18 protein-coding genes are annotated in these 16,259 nt (G+C 48.9%); 17 read left to right on the top strand and 1 reads right to left on the bottom strand.

Translation table 11 applies throughout. The annotated features are described in order from the left end of the window. Positions 1-240: 240 nt before the first annotated feature. The 8 genes from rpmH (at position 241) to KNQ06_RS17115 (ending at position 7,730) form a co-directional block, all read left to right on the top strand. Positions 241-375, top strand: a complete 135-nt coding sequence (gene rpmH, locus KNQ06_RS14440) for a 50S ribosomal protein L34 (protein ID WP_012371910.1) — start codon at positions 241-243, stop codon at positions 373-375. A gap of 166 nt (positions 376-541) precedes the next feature. After that, on the top strand, positions 542-892 hold the full coding sequence (gene rnpA, locus KNQ06_RS14435) for a ribonuclease P protein component (RefSeq protein ID WP_023469862.1): 351 nt from the start codon (positions 542-544) through the stop codon (positions 890-892). A gap of 104 nt (positions 893-996) precedes the next feature. Beyond that, positions 997-1,851 carry a membrane protein insertase YidC gene (gene yidC, locus KNQ06_RS14430; RefSeq protein WP_023469861.1) on the top strand — a complete coding sequence of 285 codons (855 nt, stop codon included), beginning with the start codon at positions 997-999 and terminating at the stop codon, positions 1,849-1,851. A 147-nt stretch (positions 1,852-1,998) separates the two neighbouring features. Next, positions 1,999-3,381, top strand: coding sequence for a tRNA uridine-5-carboxymethylaminomethyl(34) synthesis GTPase MnmE (gene mnmE, locus KNQ06_RS14425; protein ID WP_023469860.1), 1,383 nt, complete (start codon positions 1,999-2,001; stop codon positions 3,379-3,381). Between the two features lie 43 nt (positions 3,382-3,424). Beyond that, positions 3,425-5,314, top strand: coding sequence for a tRNA uridine-5-carboxymethylaminomethyl(34) synthesis enzyme MnmG (gene mnmG, locus KNQ06_RS14420; RefSeq protein WP_215148643.1), 1,890 nt, complete (start codon positions 3,425-3,427; stop codon positions 5,312-5,314). Between the two features lie 5 nt (positions 5,315-5,319). Next, the gene (rsmG, locus tag KNQ06_RS14415; protein ID WP_023469858.1) at positions 5,320-6,036 is read left to right on the top strand and encodes a 16S rRNA (guanine(527)-N(7))-methyltransferase RsmG; all 717 of its coding nucleotides are present in this window, start codon (positions 5,320-5,322) and stop codon (positions 6,034-6,036) included. Positions 6,037-6,084: 48 nt separating this feature from the next. Beyond that, on the top strand, positions 6,085-6,927 hold the full coding sequence (noc, locus tag KNQ06_RS14410) for a nucleoid occlusion protein (RefSeq protein ID WP_023469857.1): 843 nt from the start codon (positions 6,085-6,087) through the stop codon (positions 6,925-6,927). A 38-nt stretch (positions 6,928-6,965) separates the two neighbouring features. Then, on the top strand, positions 6,966-7,730 hold the full coding sequence (locus KNQ06_RS17115; protein WP_035395440.1) for a ParB/RepB/Spo0J family partition protein: 765 nt from the start codon (positions 6,966-6,968) through the stop codon (positions 7,728-7,730). Positions 7,731-7,767: 37 nt separating this feature from the next. Here KNQ06_RS17115 and yyaC read toward each other — a convergent pair whose 3' ends face one another. After that, complete coding sequence (gene yyaC / locus KNQ06_RS14400; protein ID WP_034786343.1) at positions 7,768-8,385, bottom strand: spore protease YyaC; 618 nt, start codon at positions 8,383-8,385, stop codon at positions 7,768-7,770. A 182-nt stretch (positions 8,386-8,567) separates the two neighbouring features. Between yyaC and KNQ06_RS14395 the strand changes: the two genes are divergently transcribed. The 9 genes from KNQ06_RS14395 to dnaB all read left to right on the top strand — a co-directional run bounded on the left by KNQ06_RS14395 (position 8,568) and on the right by dnaB (position 16,144). Next, positions 8,568-9,497: a mechanosensitive ion channel family protein gene (locus tag KNQ06_RS14395; RefSeq protein WP_023469854.1), complete on the top strand. Its 930-nt coding sequence runs from the start codon at positions 8,568-8,570 to the stop codon at positions 9,495-9,497. Next, entirely contained in the window at positions 9,469-9,657 is a 189-nt protein-coding gene (locus KNQ06_RS14390; protein ID WP_023469853.1) for a DUF951 domain-containing protein, read from the top strand. The genes KNQ06_RS14395 and KNQ06_RS14390 overlap by 29 nt, the downstream gene beginning before the upstream one ends. Before the next feature lie 229 nt (positions 9,658-9,886). Beyond that, the gene (gene ychF, locus KNQ06_RS14385; protein WP_023469852.1) at positions 9,887-10,987 is read left to right on the top strand and encodes a redox-regulated ATPase YchF; all 1,101 of its coding nucleotides are present in this window, start codon (positions 9,887-9,889) and stop codon (positions 10,985-10,987) included. A 120-nt stretch (positions 10,988-11,107) separates the two neighbouring features. Beyond that, a complete protein-coding gene (gene rpsF / locus KNQ06_RS14380; protein WP_023469851.1) occupies positions 11,108-11,395 on the top strand; it encodes a 30S ribosomal protein S6 in 288 nt (95 codons plus the stop codon). Between the two features lie 23 nt (positions 11,396-11,418). Next, positions 11,419-11,937, top strand: coding sequence for a single-stranded DNA-binding protein (gene ssb / locus KNQ06_RS14375; protein WP_023469850.1), 519 nt, complete (start codon positions 11,419-11,421; stop codon positions 11,935-11,937). Between the two features lie 44 nt (positions 11,938-11,981). Then, positions 11,982-12,212, top strand: coding sequence for a 30S ribosomal protein S18 (rpsR, locus tag KNQ06_RS14370; protein WP_023469849.1), 231 nt, complete (start codon positions 11,982-11,984; stop codon positions 12,210-12,212). A gap of 134 nt (positions 12,213-12,346) precedes the next feature. Continuing rightward, complete coding sequence (locus KNQ06_RS14365; RefSeq protein ID WP_215148641.1) at positions 12,347-14,332, top strand: DHH family phosphoesterase; 1,986 nt, start codon at positions 12,347-12,349, stop codon at positions 14,330-14,332. Next, positions 14,329-14,772 (top strand): 50S ribosomal protein L9, encoded by a 444-nt coding sequence (rplI, locus tag KNQ06_RS14360; RefSeq protein ID WP_023469847.1) that lies wholly within the window; start codon positions 14,329-14,331, stop codon positions 14,770-14,772. The genes KNQ06_RS14365 and rplI overlap by 4 nt, the downstream gene beginning before the upstream one ends. 19 nt (positions 14,773-14,791) lie before the next feature. Continuing rightward, complete coding sequence (gene dnaB, locus KNQ06_RS14355; RefSeq protein ID WP_023469846.1) at positions 14,792-16,144, top strand: replicative DNA helicase; 1,353 nt, start codon at positions 14,792-14,794, stop codon at positions 16,142-16,144. Positions 16,145-16,259 lie beyond the last annotated feature (115 nt).

Genomic DNA, 16,259 nt, shown 5'->3' with positions numbered 1-16,259 from the left:
TGGATAGGTGGATAAGTCTACAAACATCCCCTCCATGATCGATATGTATTCTATCGCGTAATAGAGTTTGCGCAGTCGAATCCTATCGCCTGTTTTCGAACCAGAAATCCCTTAAGCAGGACAAGAAATCTTCTGAACTTTCATTGACAATGCCACAATCAGTTTATATAATGTACAAGACTGCCTTAAAGTAGAAAATAACAATTGGTTATAAAGATCTTTTAAAGGAGGTGCAGACGAATGAAACCAACTTTCAACCCAAACAACCGTAAGCGTAAAAAAGTTCACGGATTCCGTGCGCGTATGGCTACGAAGAGTGGCCGCCGTATCTTGGCTGCTCGCCGTCTTAAGGGCCGCAAAGCCTTGACTGTCTAATGCATTGATGCATCCATCACTTCGGGCATGATCCGAGGTGATTTTTTTTTATGTTTTTTCGTGTGTTCGTGCTTTTGTCACATGCGCCCTATCGCGTCGCATGTTTATTCTATGATATGATGAGAGACGACGAATTTTCGTAGTGTCAGGATGGAGTGTGAATAAGGTGAAGAAGGAATACCGCGTCAAGAAAGACAAGGAGTTCCAAGCGGTGTTTACTAAAGGAGCCTCTGTCGCAAATCGGCAATTTGTCGTGTATGCCTTGAAAAAGGAGCAACAGACTCACTTTCGGGTTGGTTTATCCGTCAGTAAGAAAATCGGGAATGCCGTCGTCCGGAATCAGGTAAAACGGTATCTTCGGGAAGCATGCCAGCAGCATGAAGCCTCGATTGCCCCGAATTATGATTTGGTGATCATCGCGCGCAATCCGGCCGCGAAGATGACCGCGCAAGAAGTGGCTGACAGTCTCCGTCACGTGCTCAAACGTTCCGGTGTCTGGATGCGATCAAAAAAATGAATCGTAGCAATGCATCCTGTTGATTTGTACGGCGCTCCCTTTCCTTGCCTTACTATAGAAGAAGATGGCGTTCGACAAAGCGTAAACAATTTCTAGGAGGAATTATGAACAAGAGAACTAAGATTTGGTTAACTCTCGGACTCATGTCCGTGCTCGCGATCGTATTATCCGGCTGTACACCTAGTTCGTATGGTACTGGTGAACCGATCACAGCAGACACAGAAGGTTTTTGGAAACATTACTTCGTTTGGCCGATGGCGTGGTTGATTCGTGAGATTTCACAGTTCTTTAGCGGTGATTACGGTATTGGAATCATCATTACGACACTTCTCGTTCGTCTTGTCATCCTTCCATTGATGATTAAACAAACGAAGAGTATGGGTGGAATGCAAGTCATTCAACCGGAAATGATGAAGCTTCGTGAGAAATACAGCTCAAAAGACCAAGAGACGCAACAGAAATTGCAACAGGAAATGATGAAGCTTTACCAAGAGCATAACGTCAATCCACTTGCAGGCTGTTTACCGATCTTGATCCAAATGCCGATCTTGATCGCGTTCTACAATGCCATCATTTATACACCAGCTATTTTCCAACACACGTTCCTCTGGTTCGACCTTGGGAAACCGGATCCATTCTTCATCTTGCCGATCATGTCTGCTGTACTAACGTATCTGCAACAAAAGATCTCGATGGCAGGTCAAGAAGACAACCCACAAATGAAAATCATGCTTTACGTCTTCCCAATCATGATCTTCATCATGGGTGTTACACTCCCATCTGCCCTTTCGCTTTACTGGGTCGTCGGTTACATCTTCTCGATCATCGTCACGATCGTCATCATGAAGCCAATGCGTGAAAAGATTAAGTTGCAGACGGAAGCGACAATGGCTGCTAAACGTGAAAAAGAAGCGGCACAAGCAGCACCGGCTCCTAAAAAATCGAAAAAGAAACGCTAATACGTGAAGAGCGACGCTTTGTTTTGACAGAGTGTCGCTCTTTTTCTTTTGCGTCATTTCGTGTATAGTTGTTTCGTTATACCCATTGCAATGATTAAGGATTAAATACTCATAAAAAGACAGAAGAAAAACGAGGTGGAAGAACGGATGATGGAATTTGATACGATTGCCGCGATTTCGACGCCGATGGGAGAAGGGGCGATTGCGATCGTGCGCTTATCAGGTCCTGATGCAGTCGCTGTAGCCGACCGTGTTTACAAAGGGAGCAACCGCTTGACGGAAGTACCAACCCATACGATTCATTACGGGAAATTGGTCGACCATGAGGCGGACCGTGTCGTCGATGAAGTAATGGTGAGTGTCATGCGCGCACCAAAGACGTTTACACGTGAAGATGTCATCGAATTGAATTGTCATGGAGGAGTCGTCGCGGTCAATCGTGTCCTCGAACTCATCCTCGCCCAACCGGAAGTCCGGCTGGCGGAACCTGGTGAATTTACGAAACGTGCGTTCTTGAACGGACGAATCGATTTATCACAAGCGGAAGCCGTCATGGATCTGATCCGAGCGAAGACGGACCGAGCGATGCATGTCGCCGTCAGTCAGATTGAAGGACGTCTCTCAAAACTCGTCCAAGACTTACGTCAACAATTGTTACAGACGATTGCTGCGATCGAAGTCAACATCGATTACCCGGAATACGATGCAGAAGAGATGACGCAACAGATCGTCGAACGTGATGCTGGTGCTGTCCGCGCGATTTTGGCAGAGTTATTAACAACGGCACGCCAAGGAAAAATCTTGCGCGAAGGGTTATCCACAGCGATCATCGGTCGTCCGAACGTCGGAAAGTCGTCTTTGCTCAACACATTGGTGCAAGAAGCAAAGGCCATCGTCACGGATATCGCGGGAACGACACGCGATACGATCGAGGAGTACGTCAATGTTCGCGGTGTACCGTTGAAGTTGATTGATACGGCAGGGATTCGCGAGACGGAAGATATCGTCGAACGGATGGGTGTTGAAAAGTCGCGTCAGGCTTTGAAGACGGCCGATTTAATCTTACTCGTCCTAAACGGGAATGATGTTCTGACGGATGAGGACGTCTTGCTGTTTGAAGCAATCAAAGGGATGAACGCGATCATCATCGTCAACAAGAGTGACTTGGCGCAACAGATTGACTTAGCGCGTGTCACGGAGCTTGCTGATGGTCGACCAATCGTCACGACATCCTTACTCGAAGAAGCAGGCGTCAACGATCTCGAAGCAGCGATTGCGAGTCTGTTCTTTGAACAGGGTGTCGAAAGTCAGGATATGACGTACGTCTCAAATGCGCGTCACATCCAGCTCATCAAACGAGCGAGTCAAATGATTGAAGATGCTCTCGGTGCAGCAGAAGCAGCGATGCCGATCGACATGGTACAGATCGATTTACGACGAGCGTGGGATACGCTTGGCGAAATCAATGGTGATACAGCACAGGATAGTTTATTGGATCAGTTGTTTTCGCAGTTCTGTCTCGGGAAATAATTCGAGACGACTGCGTGTGGAATAAGAAGGAGGAACCAGTACTATGGCTTATCAAGCAGGTGAATTCGACGTCATCGTCGTCGGAGCCGGACATGCCGGCATCGAAGCCTCTCTTGCTGCGGCACGAATGGGCTCGAAAACGGTCATGTTGACAATGAATCCCGATATGGTCGGATTCATGTATTGCAACCCGTCGATCGGTGGTCCTGCAAAAGGAATCGTCGTCCGGGAAATCGATGCGCTCGGTGGTGAGATGGCACGCGCGATCGATGCAACGTATATTCAAATGAAAATGTTAAACACATCAAAAGGTCCTGCCGTGCGAGCACTACGGGCACAGGCAGATAAATTCGAATACCAAAACCGAATGAAAAAAGCACTCGAGGATGAACCGAATCTGCTCTTACGTCAAGCGCTCGTCGAACGGTTATTGATTGACGACGAAGGACGTTGTGTCGGTGTCGTCACGAATACAGGGGCGGAGTACCGGGCGAAAGCGGTCATCATCACGACAGGAACGTTCATGCGCGGAAAAATCATCATCGGTGAATTGTCATACGAGAGTGGTCCGAACAATCAGATGCCATCGATCAATCTATCGAAACATCTTGAAGAACTCGGATTTGAGCTCGCACGTTTCAAAACAGGTACACCACCACGAATCGACGGGAAAACGATTGACTACTCGAAGACGGAGATGCAACCAGGTGACGAAGTAGCACTTCCATTTAGTCATGAAACGACTCAGATGATCACGGAACAGATCCCATGCTGGTTGACGTATACGACGGAGTATACGCATCAGTTGATCGATGCGAACCTGCACCGCTCACCAATGTTCTCTGGGATGATCAAAGGAACAGGTCCACGTTATTGCCCATCAATCGAAGATAAGGTCGTCCGGTTCAACGATAAACCGCGTCACCAAATCTTCCTTGAGCCAGAAGGTCGCGATACGGAAGAAGTCTACGTGCAAGGATTATCGACAAGTTTACCGGAAGACGTTCAACACGATATTCTCCGTTCGATTCCTGGGCTTGAGAATTCAGAAATGATGCGTCCTGGTTATGCGATTGAGTACGATGCCGTTGTTCCAACACAACTATGGCCAACGCTCGAGACAAAACGTGTTCCTGGTTTATTCACAGCGGGTCAAATCAACGGAACAAGTGGTTATGAGGAAGCGGCAGGACAAGGGATCATGGCAGGGATCAATGCCGGACTACAAGTCCAAGGCAAAGAACCACTTATCTTGTCACGTTCACAAGGCTATATCGGTGTCATGATCGATGATCTCGTTACGAAAGGTACGAACGAACCGTACCGCCTCTTGACGTCACGTGCCGAGTATCGGTTGTTGCTCCGTCATGATAATGCGGATCTTCGTCTATCGGAAATCGGACATGAACTCGGATTGATCTCGGAAGAGCGCCAAGCGAAGTTGCTCGATAAACAAGAACAAATCCGTCTTGAGATGAAACGTCTTGAGAAGGTCGTCATCAAAGCGACAGCGGACGTGAATGCACAGCTAGAAGCAATTGGTGCATCACCACTCAAGGAAGCTCTGCATGCGATCACGTTGCTGAAACGCCCGGAAATCACGTATGCGATGATCGCGCAGATGACACCACCAGAAACACCACTGTCTGCAGAAGCAGCAGAACAAGTCGAAATCCAAGTCAAATATGCCGGCTACATCGATAAACAACTCGATCAAGTCGAAAAAATGATGCGGATGGAGCAAAAACGGATTCCGGATCGTCTCGATTACGATGCGATCAGTGGATTAGCGATTGAAGCGAAACAAAAACTAAACCAAGTGCGTCCGCTCTCGATCGGACAAGCATCCCGGATCTCAGGGGTAAACCCGTCTGATATCTCGATCCTGCTTGTCTACATCGAGCAAGGCCAATACGCATTGACTGCGGAGTGAACGAGATGAACCAACAGCAATTCGTAACAGCATTGGCAGCACAGGGACTTGAGGTCTCAGAACATCAGTTGCATCAATTCAAACGGTATTATGAACTGCTCGTCGAGTGGAATGAAAAGATGAACCTGACGGCGATCACGGACGAAGAAGATGTCTATCTCAAGCACTTCTATGATTCGATCACAGCAGCATTCTATTTCGATTTCACGACGGTCACGACGGTTTGTGATGTCGGAGCGGGCGCTGGTTTCCCAAGTCTGCCGATCAAGATCATGTTCCCACATCTCCAAGTGACGATCGTCGATTCACTGAACAAACGAATCGGCTTCCTGAATCATTTGGCGACGGAACTCGGACTCGAAGGTGTCGCGTTCCATCATGGACGCGCCGAAGAGTTCGGTAAAAATAAACAATTCCGCGAACGGTTTGATGTCGTGACAGCACGTGCGGTCGCCCGGATGTCCGTTCTCGCGGAATATTGCCTACCGCTTGCGAAAGTCGGGGGTCAATTCGTTGCCTTGAAGGCAGCGAAAGTCAGTGAAGAGCTCGAGGATGGTGCGATTGCCTTAAAAGTACTCGGTGGGAATTTACGGGAAAGTTTCCAGTTCCAATTGCCAGGCGAGGAAAGTGAGCGTAATATCGTTATTGTAGATAAAAAACGAACAACACCCGGGAAATATCCGCGTAAAGCGGGTACGCCTGCAAAAGATCCATTAAGCTAAACACCGTTTCACGTGAAACGATGACTGATAAAGGTGAGGTGCGCCAACGTGAGAAATGCAATTGCCAAGCTGCTCGGTAAGGGAGGGCAACCTGCTACGATCGAGCTTGACCCACAAGAGACGGTTCAGGAATTACCATTGACAGAACTTGTCGCGAACCAGTTCCAACCACGGACAGTGTTTGATGGGGACCGAATTGAAGAGCTAGCCGTTACGATCGAAGAGCATGGATTACTCCAGCCGATCGTCGTTCGAAAACAAGGAACAGGATACGAAATCATTGCGGGAGAACGACGATACCGGGCAGTGCGCTCGCTTGGTTGGGAAACGATTCCTGCCATCGTCAAAGAGATGACGGACGAGACGACTGCTTCACTGGCATTGATTGAAAATCTGCAACGCGAAGATTTGACACCAATCGAAGAAGCGGAAGCCTATGAGCGCTTGCTTGCGTTACAAGACATCACGCAAGAGGTGTTAGCCCGTAAGCTCGGACGTAGTCAATCGACGATTGCTAACAAATTGCGTTTGCTTCGATTGCCAACGGATGTCCGGGAAGCGTTGAAGCAACGGACGATCACGGAGCGTCATGCCCGTGCGTTATTGCCGCTCAAGGATGAAGCGCTACAAGTAACGGTACTCGCTGAAATTCTGGAACGGGAATGGAACGTCAAGGAGACGGAGCGCCGGGTGGAACGATTGATGACACCACAGCCACCGAAGAAAAAACGTCATAAGAGCTTTGCTCGAGATACACGGATTGCGTTAAATACCCTTCGCGATTCCGTCGATATGATCGAGCAAACCGGATTGACGATTGAAAAAGAAGAAGTCGATTGTGAAGAATATGTAGAGGTGCGGATTCGCATCGTGAAGGCACGTCCGGAATAAGCGGTCGTGCCTTCCGCTACGTTTAGGAGAGAAGGCAAGTGAACGAATTACCTGTTCGGGCGATTCGCCCGAATCCGACTCAACCCCGGAAACGATTCAATGAAAAAGCATTAGAAGAACTCGCTCAATCACTCGTTCGACACGGGATGATCCAACCGATCGTCGTCCGACCACGTGATGGCTATTATGAAATCATCGCCGGCGAACGACGGTATCAAGCAGCGAGTCGCGCAGGATTCGAACGTGTACCGGTCCTCGTGATCGAAGCAGACGAGACACGCGTGATGGAGCTCGCTTTGATTGAAAACATCCAACGGGCGGATTTATCCGCGATTGAAGAGGCGATGGCGTATGCGGAGATGATCGAGGAATTCGGCATCACGCAAGCAGAGCTTGCGCAGCGTGTTGGCAAAAGTCGTTCGCATATCACGAACAGTCTTCGGTTACTACAATTGCCGTTACTCGTTCAACAAGCGGTGATGGATGAGCGGCTATCGATGGGACATGCCCGTGCCCTATTGTCGCTGAAGCATCCAAAGAAGATCGAGCAGATGGCAGAACGCGTCATGGCGGAAAACTGGAACGTCCGTCGATTAGAGCAGGCGCTTCGGGAACGGAAAGAATCCACGCGTCCGCAACAAGCGACCGCTGTGCAATTCGTCGAAGAGTCGCTTCGCGAAAAATACGGAGCGACGGTTCGGATCAAACAAGGTAAACAAGCAGGGAAACTCGAGATTGATTTTGCAGATGAAGACGACCTCAATCGGTTGCTCGATTTGTTATTACCTGAATCGGATCAATGAAAAAGAAGCGTTCCGGTAACGGTTCGCTTCTTTTTGATTACATCGAACGTGGCGTGAAGGAAATCGTCGTCCGTGTCGATTCAGCGGATAGTTTCGCATCAAGCATGTGGAAACTGTTCGCGACGAGTTCTGCTAGTTCATAAACGAGATGTAACCGTGTATTTTGGAGAATCATCATCTCCATGAAGCCACTGACGTTAACGACGGCCTTAATGTTGAAGTCACCGACCGCTGGCAATTCTTTTTGAACGCCGGCACCGGGTGCGAGTGGACCTTCTGAGAAAAAGACATGCCCGACACTTGAAAGCCGACCAAGACACGCATCAATTGCGATGACGAGCGGACGGTAATGGGTCGTTTGGATCGAGTGAATCGTTTCAGCGAGATTCAGTGCATGGACGGGTTTAGCGAGTGTACCGTAAACGTGGAGATGAGCAGGTGCTTGTTTTTCAAGGAATGTTCCGACAAGTGGACCGAGTGAGTCGCCCGTCGAACGATCAGAACCAATGCAAACGAGTACGATTGGTCGTTTTTCCTGGACTGCGGAGATTTGTTCGAATAATTGTTCGGCTAAGCGTTCTTTCGCGAACGGTTCCGTATATTCTAAAAAGAAAGAATAAGGCTTGGGCTCGTGCGAATGAAAGCGGAAATTCATCGAAATCATCCTTTCTTCTCTTGGTGTCGGTGTCGTGGTGGATTGGCAAGAGTGAAGGGTTCTTAGATGATTTTCCTTTCCCGGTTTTTGCGAAAATCTAACGTCAAAATCGGCTCATTGGTTGAAACTCAATTAAAATCACGTATACTGTCGTAATAGAGAGAACAAGAAAGGATGAGAGAATGGCTACCAATCAAGATGTACAAGAATCCGTCGCCCAAGTCGATAAACTAATCAATCAAGTAATGGATGCGGATATGTGGATTCGTTTTGGGATGAAATTACTGATTGCGCTCATCATCATCGCGGCGTTCTATGTGTTAACGCGCGTTTTGACTGGGGCAGTCTCGCGTCTCTTTACGATCAGGAAAATCAATGAACAGGACTACTTGGCGCAACGACAGAACGAGACATTACTGAAGTTGCTCCAAAATGCGATTCGTTACGTGCTCGGAATCGTCATGTTGTTGACGGTGCTCAGTCAGTTCGGTATCAACATCACCGGTCTCGTTGCCAGTGCCGGAATCGCCGGTCTTGCGATTTCGTTCGGTGCGAAGAACTTGGTGCAAGATATCATTACCGGAGCGTTCATCATCTTCGAACGCCAGTTCAAAGTCGGAGATTATGTACGCGTCGGTGTGATTGAAGGGGTCGTCACGGAACTTGGGATCCGGACGACGAAACTCAAAGGACTCAACGGGGAGATCCACATCATCCCGAACGGTCAGATTTTGCAAGTGACGAACTATTCGGTCGACAACAGTTTTGCACTCGTCGACGTCCAAGTCTCCTATGACGAAGATCTCGAGCGGGTCGAACAAGTCTTGCATGAGATCGCTGACCGGACGACGAAGAAGTATGTCGATATGTTCGTCGAACCAATCCAGATGCTTGGCGTCCAGACACTTGGCCCTTCTGAAGTCGTCTATCGTTTGATGGCAGAAGTACCACCGATGCAACATTTCCAAGCTGGTCGTCTGATCCGGAAAGAATTGAAGCAAGGACTCGAAGAAGAGAACATCAAGATCCCGTATCCACGGATGGTCATGATGAATCCAGAACAAAAGAATGGTGGACAAACGGATGATTCCAAAAACGTATCAACTCCATGATTATGTTGAGATGAAGAAGCAGCATCCATGTGGTACGAACCGATGGCAAATCATTCGGGTCGGCATGGATATCCGAATCAAATGTCAAGGTTGCGGGGCAAGCATCTTGATGCCACGTCGTGATTTTGATAAACGATTGAAAAAAGTCTTACCAGAGTAATGAAAAGCGGATCTGATCCTCGTGATTAGATTCGCTTTTTTTGTTGTCTTGCCTAAGTGGAGCGGTTGCGTTCGGTTAGGACGTGAGTAAAAAAGACGGTCGAGCTCCTTGCTTAAAAAAATTGAACTATCTATAATTGTGAAAGATGTGCTGACGTGGTGTAATCATTCTACCCACTGCGGCCGCTAGCACGGATTTCCTAGGAAATACCGAAAAGGAGGAATTCCAAGTGGGATTAACAGCAGGAATCGTTGGCTTACCAAACGTAGGAAAATCAACACTTTTTAACGCCATCACACAAGCAGGTGTAGAGGCAGCGAACTACCCGTTCGCAACGATCGACCCGAATGTCGGTGTCGTTGAAGTACCAGATGCACGTCTTCGGAAATTGACGGAACTCGTCAACCCGAAAAAGACGATCCCGACAGCATTCGAATTCACGGATATCGCGGGTATCGTAAAAGGCGCGTCTAAAGGGGAAGGTCTCGGAAATAAATTCCTCGCGAACATTCGTGAAGTAGATGCGATCTGTCAGGTCGTGCGTTGTTTCGTCGATGAAAACATCACACACGTGGCCGGGAAAGTCTCACCGATCGATGATATCGAGACGATCAACCTCGAATTGATCCTCGCAGACCTCGAGCAAGTCGAAAAACGGATTCAGCGTGTCCAAAAACAAGTCAAGTCACGCGATAAAAACGCAGCGGCTGAACTCGAAGCACTTGAAATCGTGCAAGCATTACTCGAAGACGAGAAACCAGCACGTCTCGCTGAATTGAACGAAGATCAAGCAGCTCTCGTCAAACACTTCCAATTGTTGACGATGAAACCGATGCTTTACGTCGCAAACGTCGGCGAAGATGAAGTCGCAGATGCTGACAATAACGAAAATGTCCGTCTCGTACGCGAATTCGCAGAAAAAGAAGGTTCTGAAGTCATCGTCATCTGTGCTCGGATCGAAGAAGAGATTGCGGAGCTTGAGCCAGAAGAACGTCAAGAGTTCCTCGTCGATCTCGGAATCGAAGAATCAGGTCTTGATCAATTGATCCATGCAGCATACAGCACGCTTGGTCTTGCGACATACTTCACAGCAGGTGAAAAAGAAGTACGCGCTTGGACGTTCAAAAAAGGGATGAAAGCTCCACAATGTGCGGGTGTCATCCACTCGGACTTCGAACGTGGATTCATCCGTGCAGAAGTCGTTTCGTACGAAGATTTAGCAGCAGCAGGCAACATGGCTACAGTCAAGGAACAAGGACGTTACCGTTCAGAAGGTAAGGAATATGTCTTCCAAGACGGCGATGTCGTCACATTCCGTTTCAACGTCTAATCGAAAACGAATCGTTATTGCATAAAGCAAAATACTTTGGTAGTATTAACGAATGTGAGTAATGAATTATTGCTCCTTGCTCGAACATTCGAGCCGCCAGTCCAAGAGGAGGTGACAGATATGCGTAAATACGAAGTACTTTACATCATCCGTCCGGAACTTGATGAGGAAGCACGCAAAGCAACAGTGGAGCGTTTCAACAAAGTCCTCACTGATAACGGTGGTACAGTTGATAAAACAACTGAAATGGGTAAACGTCGTTTCGCTTACGAAATCAATGATATGCGTGAAGGGTTCTACGTTCTTCTTAACGTTTCTGCTGAACCAGCAGCTACAAAAGAACTTGACCGTCTCATGAAGATCAGTGACGATATCGTTCGCTTAATGATCACAAAAGACGAGAAATAAGCTGAAACAGGAGAGTGATTCTGATGATTAACCGCGTCGTTTTAGTCGGTCGGTTAACTCGTGACCCGGAAATGCGTTATACGCAGAGCGGGATTGCGGTAACGCGATTCACACTCGCATGTGACCGTCCTTTCACAGGGCAAGATGGGAAGCGAGAAGCTGATTTCATCGATTGCGTCGTTTGGCGCAAGCAAGCAGAGAACGTTGCTCAGTATTTGAAGAAAGGTAGTCTTGCTGGTGTAGAGGGTCGCCTCCAGATTAGCAGCTACGACGATAAAGAAGGGCAACGCCGTTATCGTGCGGAAGTCGTCGCTGATAGCGTCCGCTTCCTTGAGTCACGTAACGCGAGCCGTTCTTCGGATGGTAGCGAAGGCTACGCTTCATCTACTGGTGGAAACGGGAATGCTGCAGGATGGGGTTCACAGCAACAGCAGAACAACTCTTCCTCGCCAGCACCCGCTTCATCGAATTCGGGCTTCGGCGCTGATCCGTTCAGCGGCGGTAGTTCGATCGACCTTTCAGACGACGATCTCCCGTTCTAAGGAAATCGTCCTGAAAAATCCAAGTTAAAAAGGAGGTTAATCACATGGCACGTCGTCCAGGTGGAAAACGTCGTCGTAAAGTATGTTACTTCACGTCGAACCACATCACTCATATCGATTATAAAGACGTAGAACTTCTCAAACGTTTCATTTCGGAACGCGGTAAGATTCTTCCACGTCGTGTGACTGGTACTTCAGCGAAATACCAACGTCCACTTACAATCGCAATCAAACGCGCACGTCAAATGGCTTTAATCCCATACGTGGCTGACTGATTTCGTAGCACCATCCTCATGCGTGAGGATGGTGCTTTTTTTCGCTTCCCTTTCATCCCCTCCTGCTTTTCGGTTATAATAAACAAGTTACTAAAAATTTAAATGAACCCTATAGAGCATATAAGGAGGACACGATGGAGTCAGGTCAACAAGTATCACCGGAACGAGAACGACGCATCGTTCGCTTCATTCCGTATCTATTAATCGTCGGTCTGCTTCTCGTCGTCGCTGTACGTGAACCGATCATCTCCGCTATCGGAGCCGTCGTGACTGCCCTCCTCTTCGGATTGCACCTATTCGAAGAACGCCGTGCACGCAGGGCATGGGAGGCGTATGTCGCCGGAATCTCGATGCAAGTCGAGGAGACGGGACAAGATGCGTTGACGAACATGCCAATCGGGATTTTGTTATACGATGAGGAAACCCTCGTCACCTGGTTCAATGATCCGATGCGGGACATCTTTGATGATGTAGCGATGGGACAGACGCTCAATGAGCTCGATCCCTTATTCATCGAGATGGTCGCGACGAACGAGGACCAAGCGACGCTTGAAATCGGTGATGCCGTATATCGCGTCTTTTCAAATCATGAGAATCGGACGTTCTATCTGTTCGATATGACAGAAGAAGCACAAGTCGAACAACAACTCGTCGATAATCAGACGGTCATCGGCGTTATCTATCTCGATAACTACGATGAGATGACACAAGGTATCGAAGATCAGTTGCGCAGTGAGTTGAACAGCCGAGTTACGCAACTGTTGAATCACTGGGCAGCCGAACACGGAACGTATATCAAACGAACCGCATCTGATCGATACTTCATCGTCACGACAGAAGAGAATCTACGGATTCTTGAACGATCGAAGTTCACGATTCTTGATATCGTGCGCGAAGAGACGAGTCAGCGTGGTGTCCAGTTGACGCTGTCGATCGGAATTGGTTGCGGTAGTGATCCGATTCCTTCGCTTGGTCTGATGGCTCAGTCGAGTCTCGATCTCGCGCTAGGCCGGGGAGGCGACCAAGTCGTCATCAAACGCGACGGGAAAGTCCGCTTCTATGGTGGCAAGACGAATCCGACAGAAAAACGGACACGTGTCCGGGCACGGGTCATCGCTAACTCGCTTCGTGACTTAATGCAGGAATCAAGCCGTGTCCTGATCATGGGGCATAAGAATCCGGATATGGATGCACTCGGATCAGCGATCGGCATTTTGAAGCTTGCGGAAATGAACGATAAGGAAGCGCATATCGTTTTACCGCCAGAAGAAATCGGTCGCGGGATTCGCCGGATGATGGACGAGATCGCTGAAGTACCACAACTCGAGACACGGTTCGTCAATGCGTTTCAAGCGGATCAGTTGATCGACGATCAGACGTTACTCGTCGTCGTCGATACACACAAACCGTCGCTCGTCGTCGTGCCGACGTTACTCGATCGATTCGAGCATATGGTCGTCATTGACCATCACCGGCGTGGAGAGGATTTCATCGAAGACGCGGTCCTCGTTTATCTCGAGCCTTACGCATCGTCGACGTCAGAACTCGTCACCGAGTTAATCGAGTACCAGCCGACGAATCAGAAGCTATCGATGCTTGAGGCGACGGCGTTACTTGCCGGAATCATCGTCGATACGAAAGGCTTTGCGCTTCGGACCGGCTCGCGGACGTTCGATGCTGCATCTTACTTGCGTTCACAAGGTGCTGACACGGTGCTCGTGCAAGAGTTCCTCAGTCAGGATCTTGAGACGTACGTTGAGCAGTCACATATCCTCGAGCGGTCCGAGGTCTATACGAAAGGGATGGCGATTGCGACAGCAGAACCTGGCGTCATTCACGATCAAGTCTTGATCGCACAAGCGGCCGATCAATTGTTGTCGCTTCAAGGCATTCGTGCTGCCTTCGTCATCGCGGAACTTCAAGACGGACGGACAGCGATCAGTGCCCGTTCGCTTGGAGAAGTCAACGTCCAGTTGATCATGGAGACGCTCGGAGGCGGCGGTCACTTGACGAACGCGGCGACACAGATGTCAGAATCGGTCATCACGGTCGCGGATGCGTTGCGTAAAGCGATCGATCAATATCTAGAAGATGAGACAAAAGGAGAGGAATCAGAATGAAGGTTATTTTCTTACAAGATGTAAAAGGACAAGGTAAAGCAGGAGACGTCAAAGACGTGGCCGATGCTTATGCAAATAACGTACTCTTCAAGAAAAAGTTGGCGCGTCCTGCGACGACTGGTAACTTGAAGCAACATGAAGCACATGAACGTAAAGCAGCAGAAGAAGCGAAACAGAACTTGCTTGACGCGCAAGCGTTAAAAGAGAAAATCGAAAAAGAGACGATCGTCGTCTCGACGAAAGCCGGTGAAGGCGGTCGTGTCTTCGGTTCTGTCACAAGCAAACAGATCGCGGAAGCACTCAAGAGCATGGGTTACAAAATCGACAAACGTAAAATCGAGCTCGAGCACCCAATCAAGGCACTCGGCTTTACGAAGGTACCATTGAAGCTACACAACGAAGTGACAGCGACGCTGAACGTTCAGGTCAAAGAGGCGTGAGTAGAAAAGGGGAACGGTGATGAGTGAAGTCATGCAAAATATGCCTCCCCAAAGTATCGAGGCAGAACAAGCCGTCCTAGGGGCGATCATGATTGATGCGGATCGTTTGATCAGTGCATCAGAACGTCTGTTACCGCAGGACTTTTACCGTGCCTCTCACCAACGGATCTTCGAAGCGATGCTCGTGCTGTCCGACCGAGGCGAAGCGATCGACCTCGTCACGGTCACAGCCGAGCTCAGTACGCTTGGCATCCTAGATGAGATCGGTGGTCTACCATATCTAGCGGAACTAGCGGAAGGTGTACCAACCGCAGCCAACATCAATTACTACGTCAACGTCGTTGACCAGAAGTCGACGCTTCGGCGTCTCATTCGGACGGCGGGTGAAATCGTCACTGACGGATACGAGCGGCAAAACGAGGTCGATGTCCTGCTGAACGAGGCAGAACGGAAGATTCTCGAAGTATCACAAGGAAAAGGGAGCGCGAGCTTCATCCCGATCTCGGACGTCTTGACGAGTGCCTATGCAACGATTGATAAATTGCATAAACAAAGCGGCGAGACGACGGGGATTCCGACCGGTTTCCAGGATCTCGATAAGATGACGGCCGGATTCCAGCGTAACGATCTAATCATCGTCGCAGCACGTCCATCGGTAGGGAAGACGGCGTTTGCCTTGAACATCTCGCAAAACGTCGCGACACGCGCTGACGAGAACGTCGCCATCTTTAGTCTTGAGATGGGTGCCGAACAGCTCGTCATGCGGATGCTCTGTGCCGAAGGAAACGTCGATGCGCAGCGACTCCGGACTGGTCAACTCGAAGAAGAGGACTGGGGCAAGTTATCGCTTGCGATGAGTAACCTGTCTCAAGCCGGCATCTACATCGACGATACACCAGGGATTCGGGTCAACGATATCCGGGCAAAGTGCCGTCGTTTGAAGCAGGAGCACGGTCTTGGGATGATCATGATCGACTACTTGCAGCTGATTCAAGGGAACGGTCGCTCAAGCGACAACCGTCAACAAGAGGTTTCGGAAATTTCCCGTTCCTTGAAATCACTCGCGCGGGAACTCGAAGTCCCGGTCATCGCCTTATCGCAGCTCTCCCGTGGGGTTGAGAGTCGTCAAGATAAGCGACCGATGATGTCGGATATCCGGGAATCGGGAGCGATCGAGCAAGATGCCGATATCGTCGCCTTCTTGTATCGTGACGATTACTACAACAAAGAAACGGAAGATGCGAATACGATTGAGATCATCATCGCAAAACAGCGGAATGGTCCAACCGGTACCGTCAAACTCGCCTTCCGAAAAGAATTCAACAAGTTTGTGGATCTCGAGCCAAGTAACTCGTACGCGCCACCAGCTTAATCCAAGCTACGCTTTGTCTTCGATCGATCGGAGACAAAACGTAGCTTTTTTTATTTTCACCTAAAGATTCTCAGTTTATTTATCAAAAACGATAATTAAACGAACGAAAGAGAAT

This window comes from Exiguobacterium sp. s91, assembly GCF_018618915.1.
Taxonomy (GTDB): domain Bacteria; phylum Bacillota; class Bacilli; order Exiguobacteriales; family Exiguobacteriaceae; genus Exiguobacterium_A; species Exiguobacterium_A abrahamii.
This window is presented reverse-complemented; position numbering and strand designations above follow the sequence as displayed.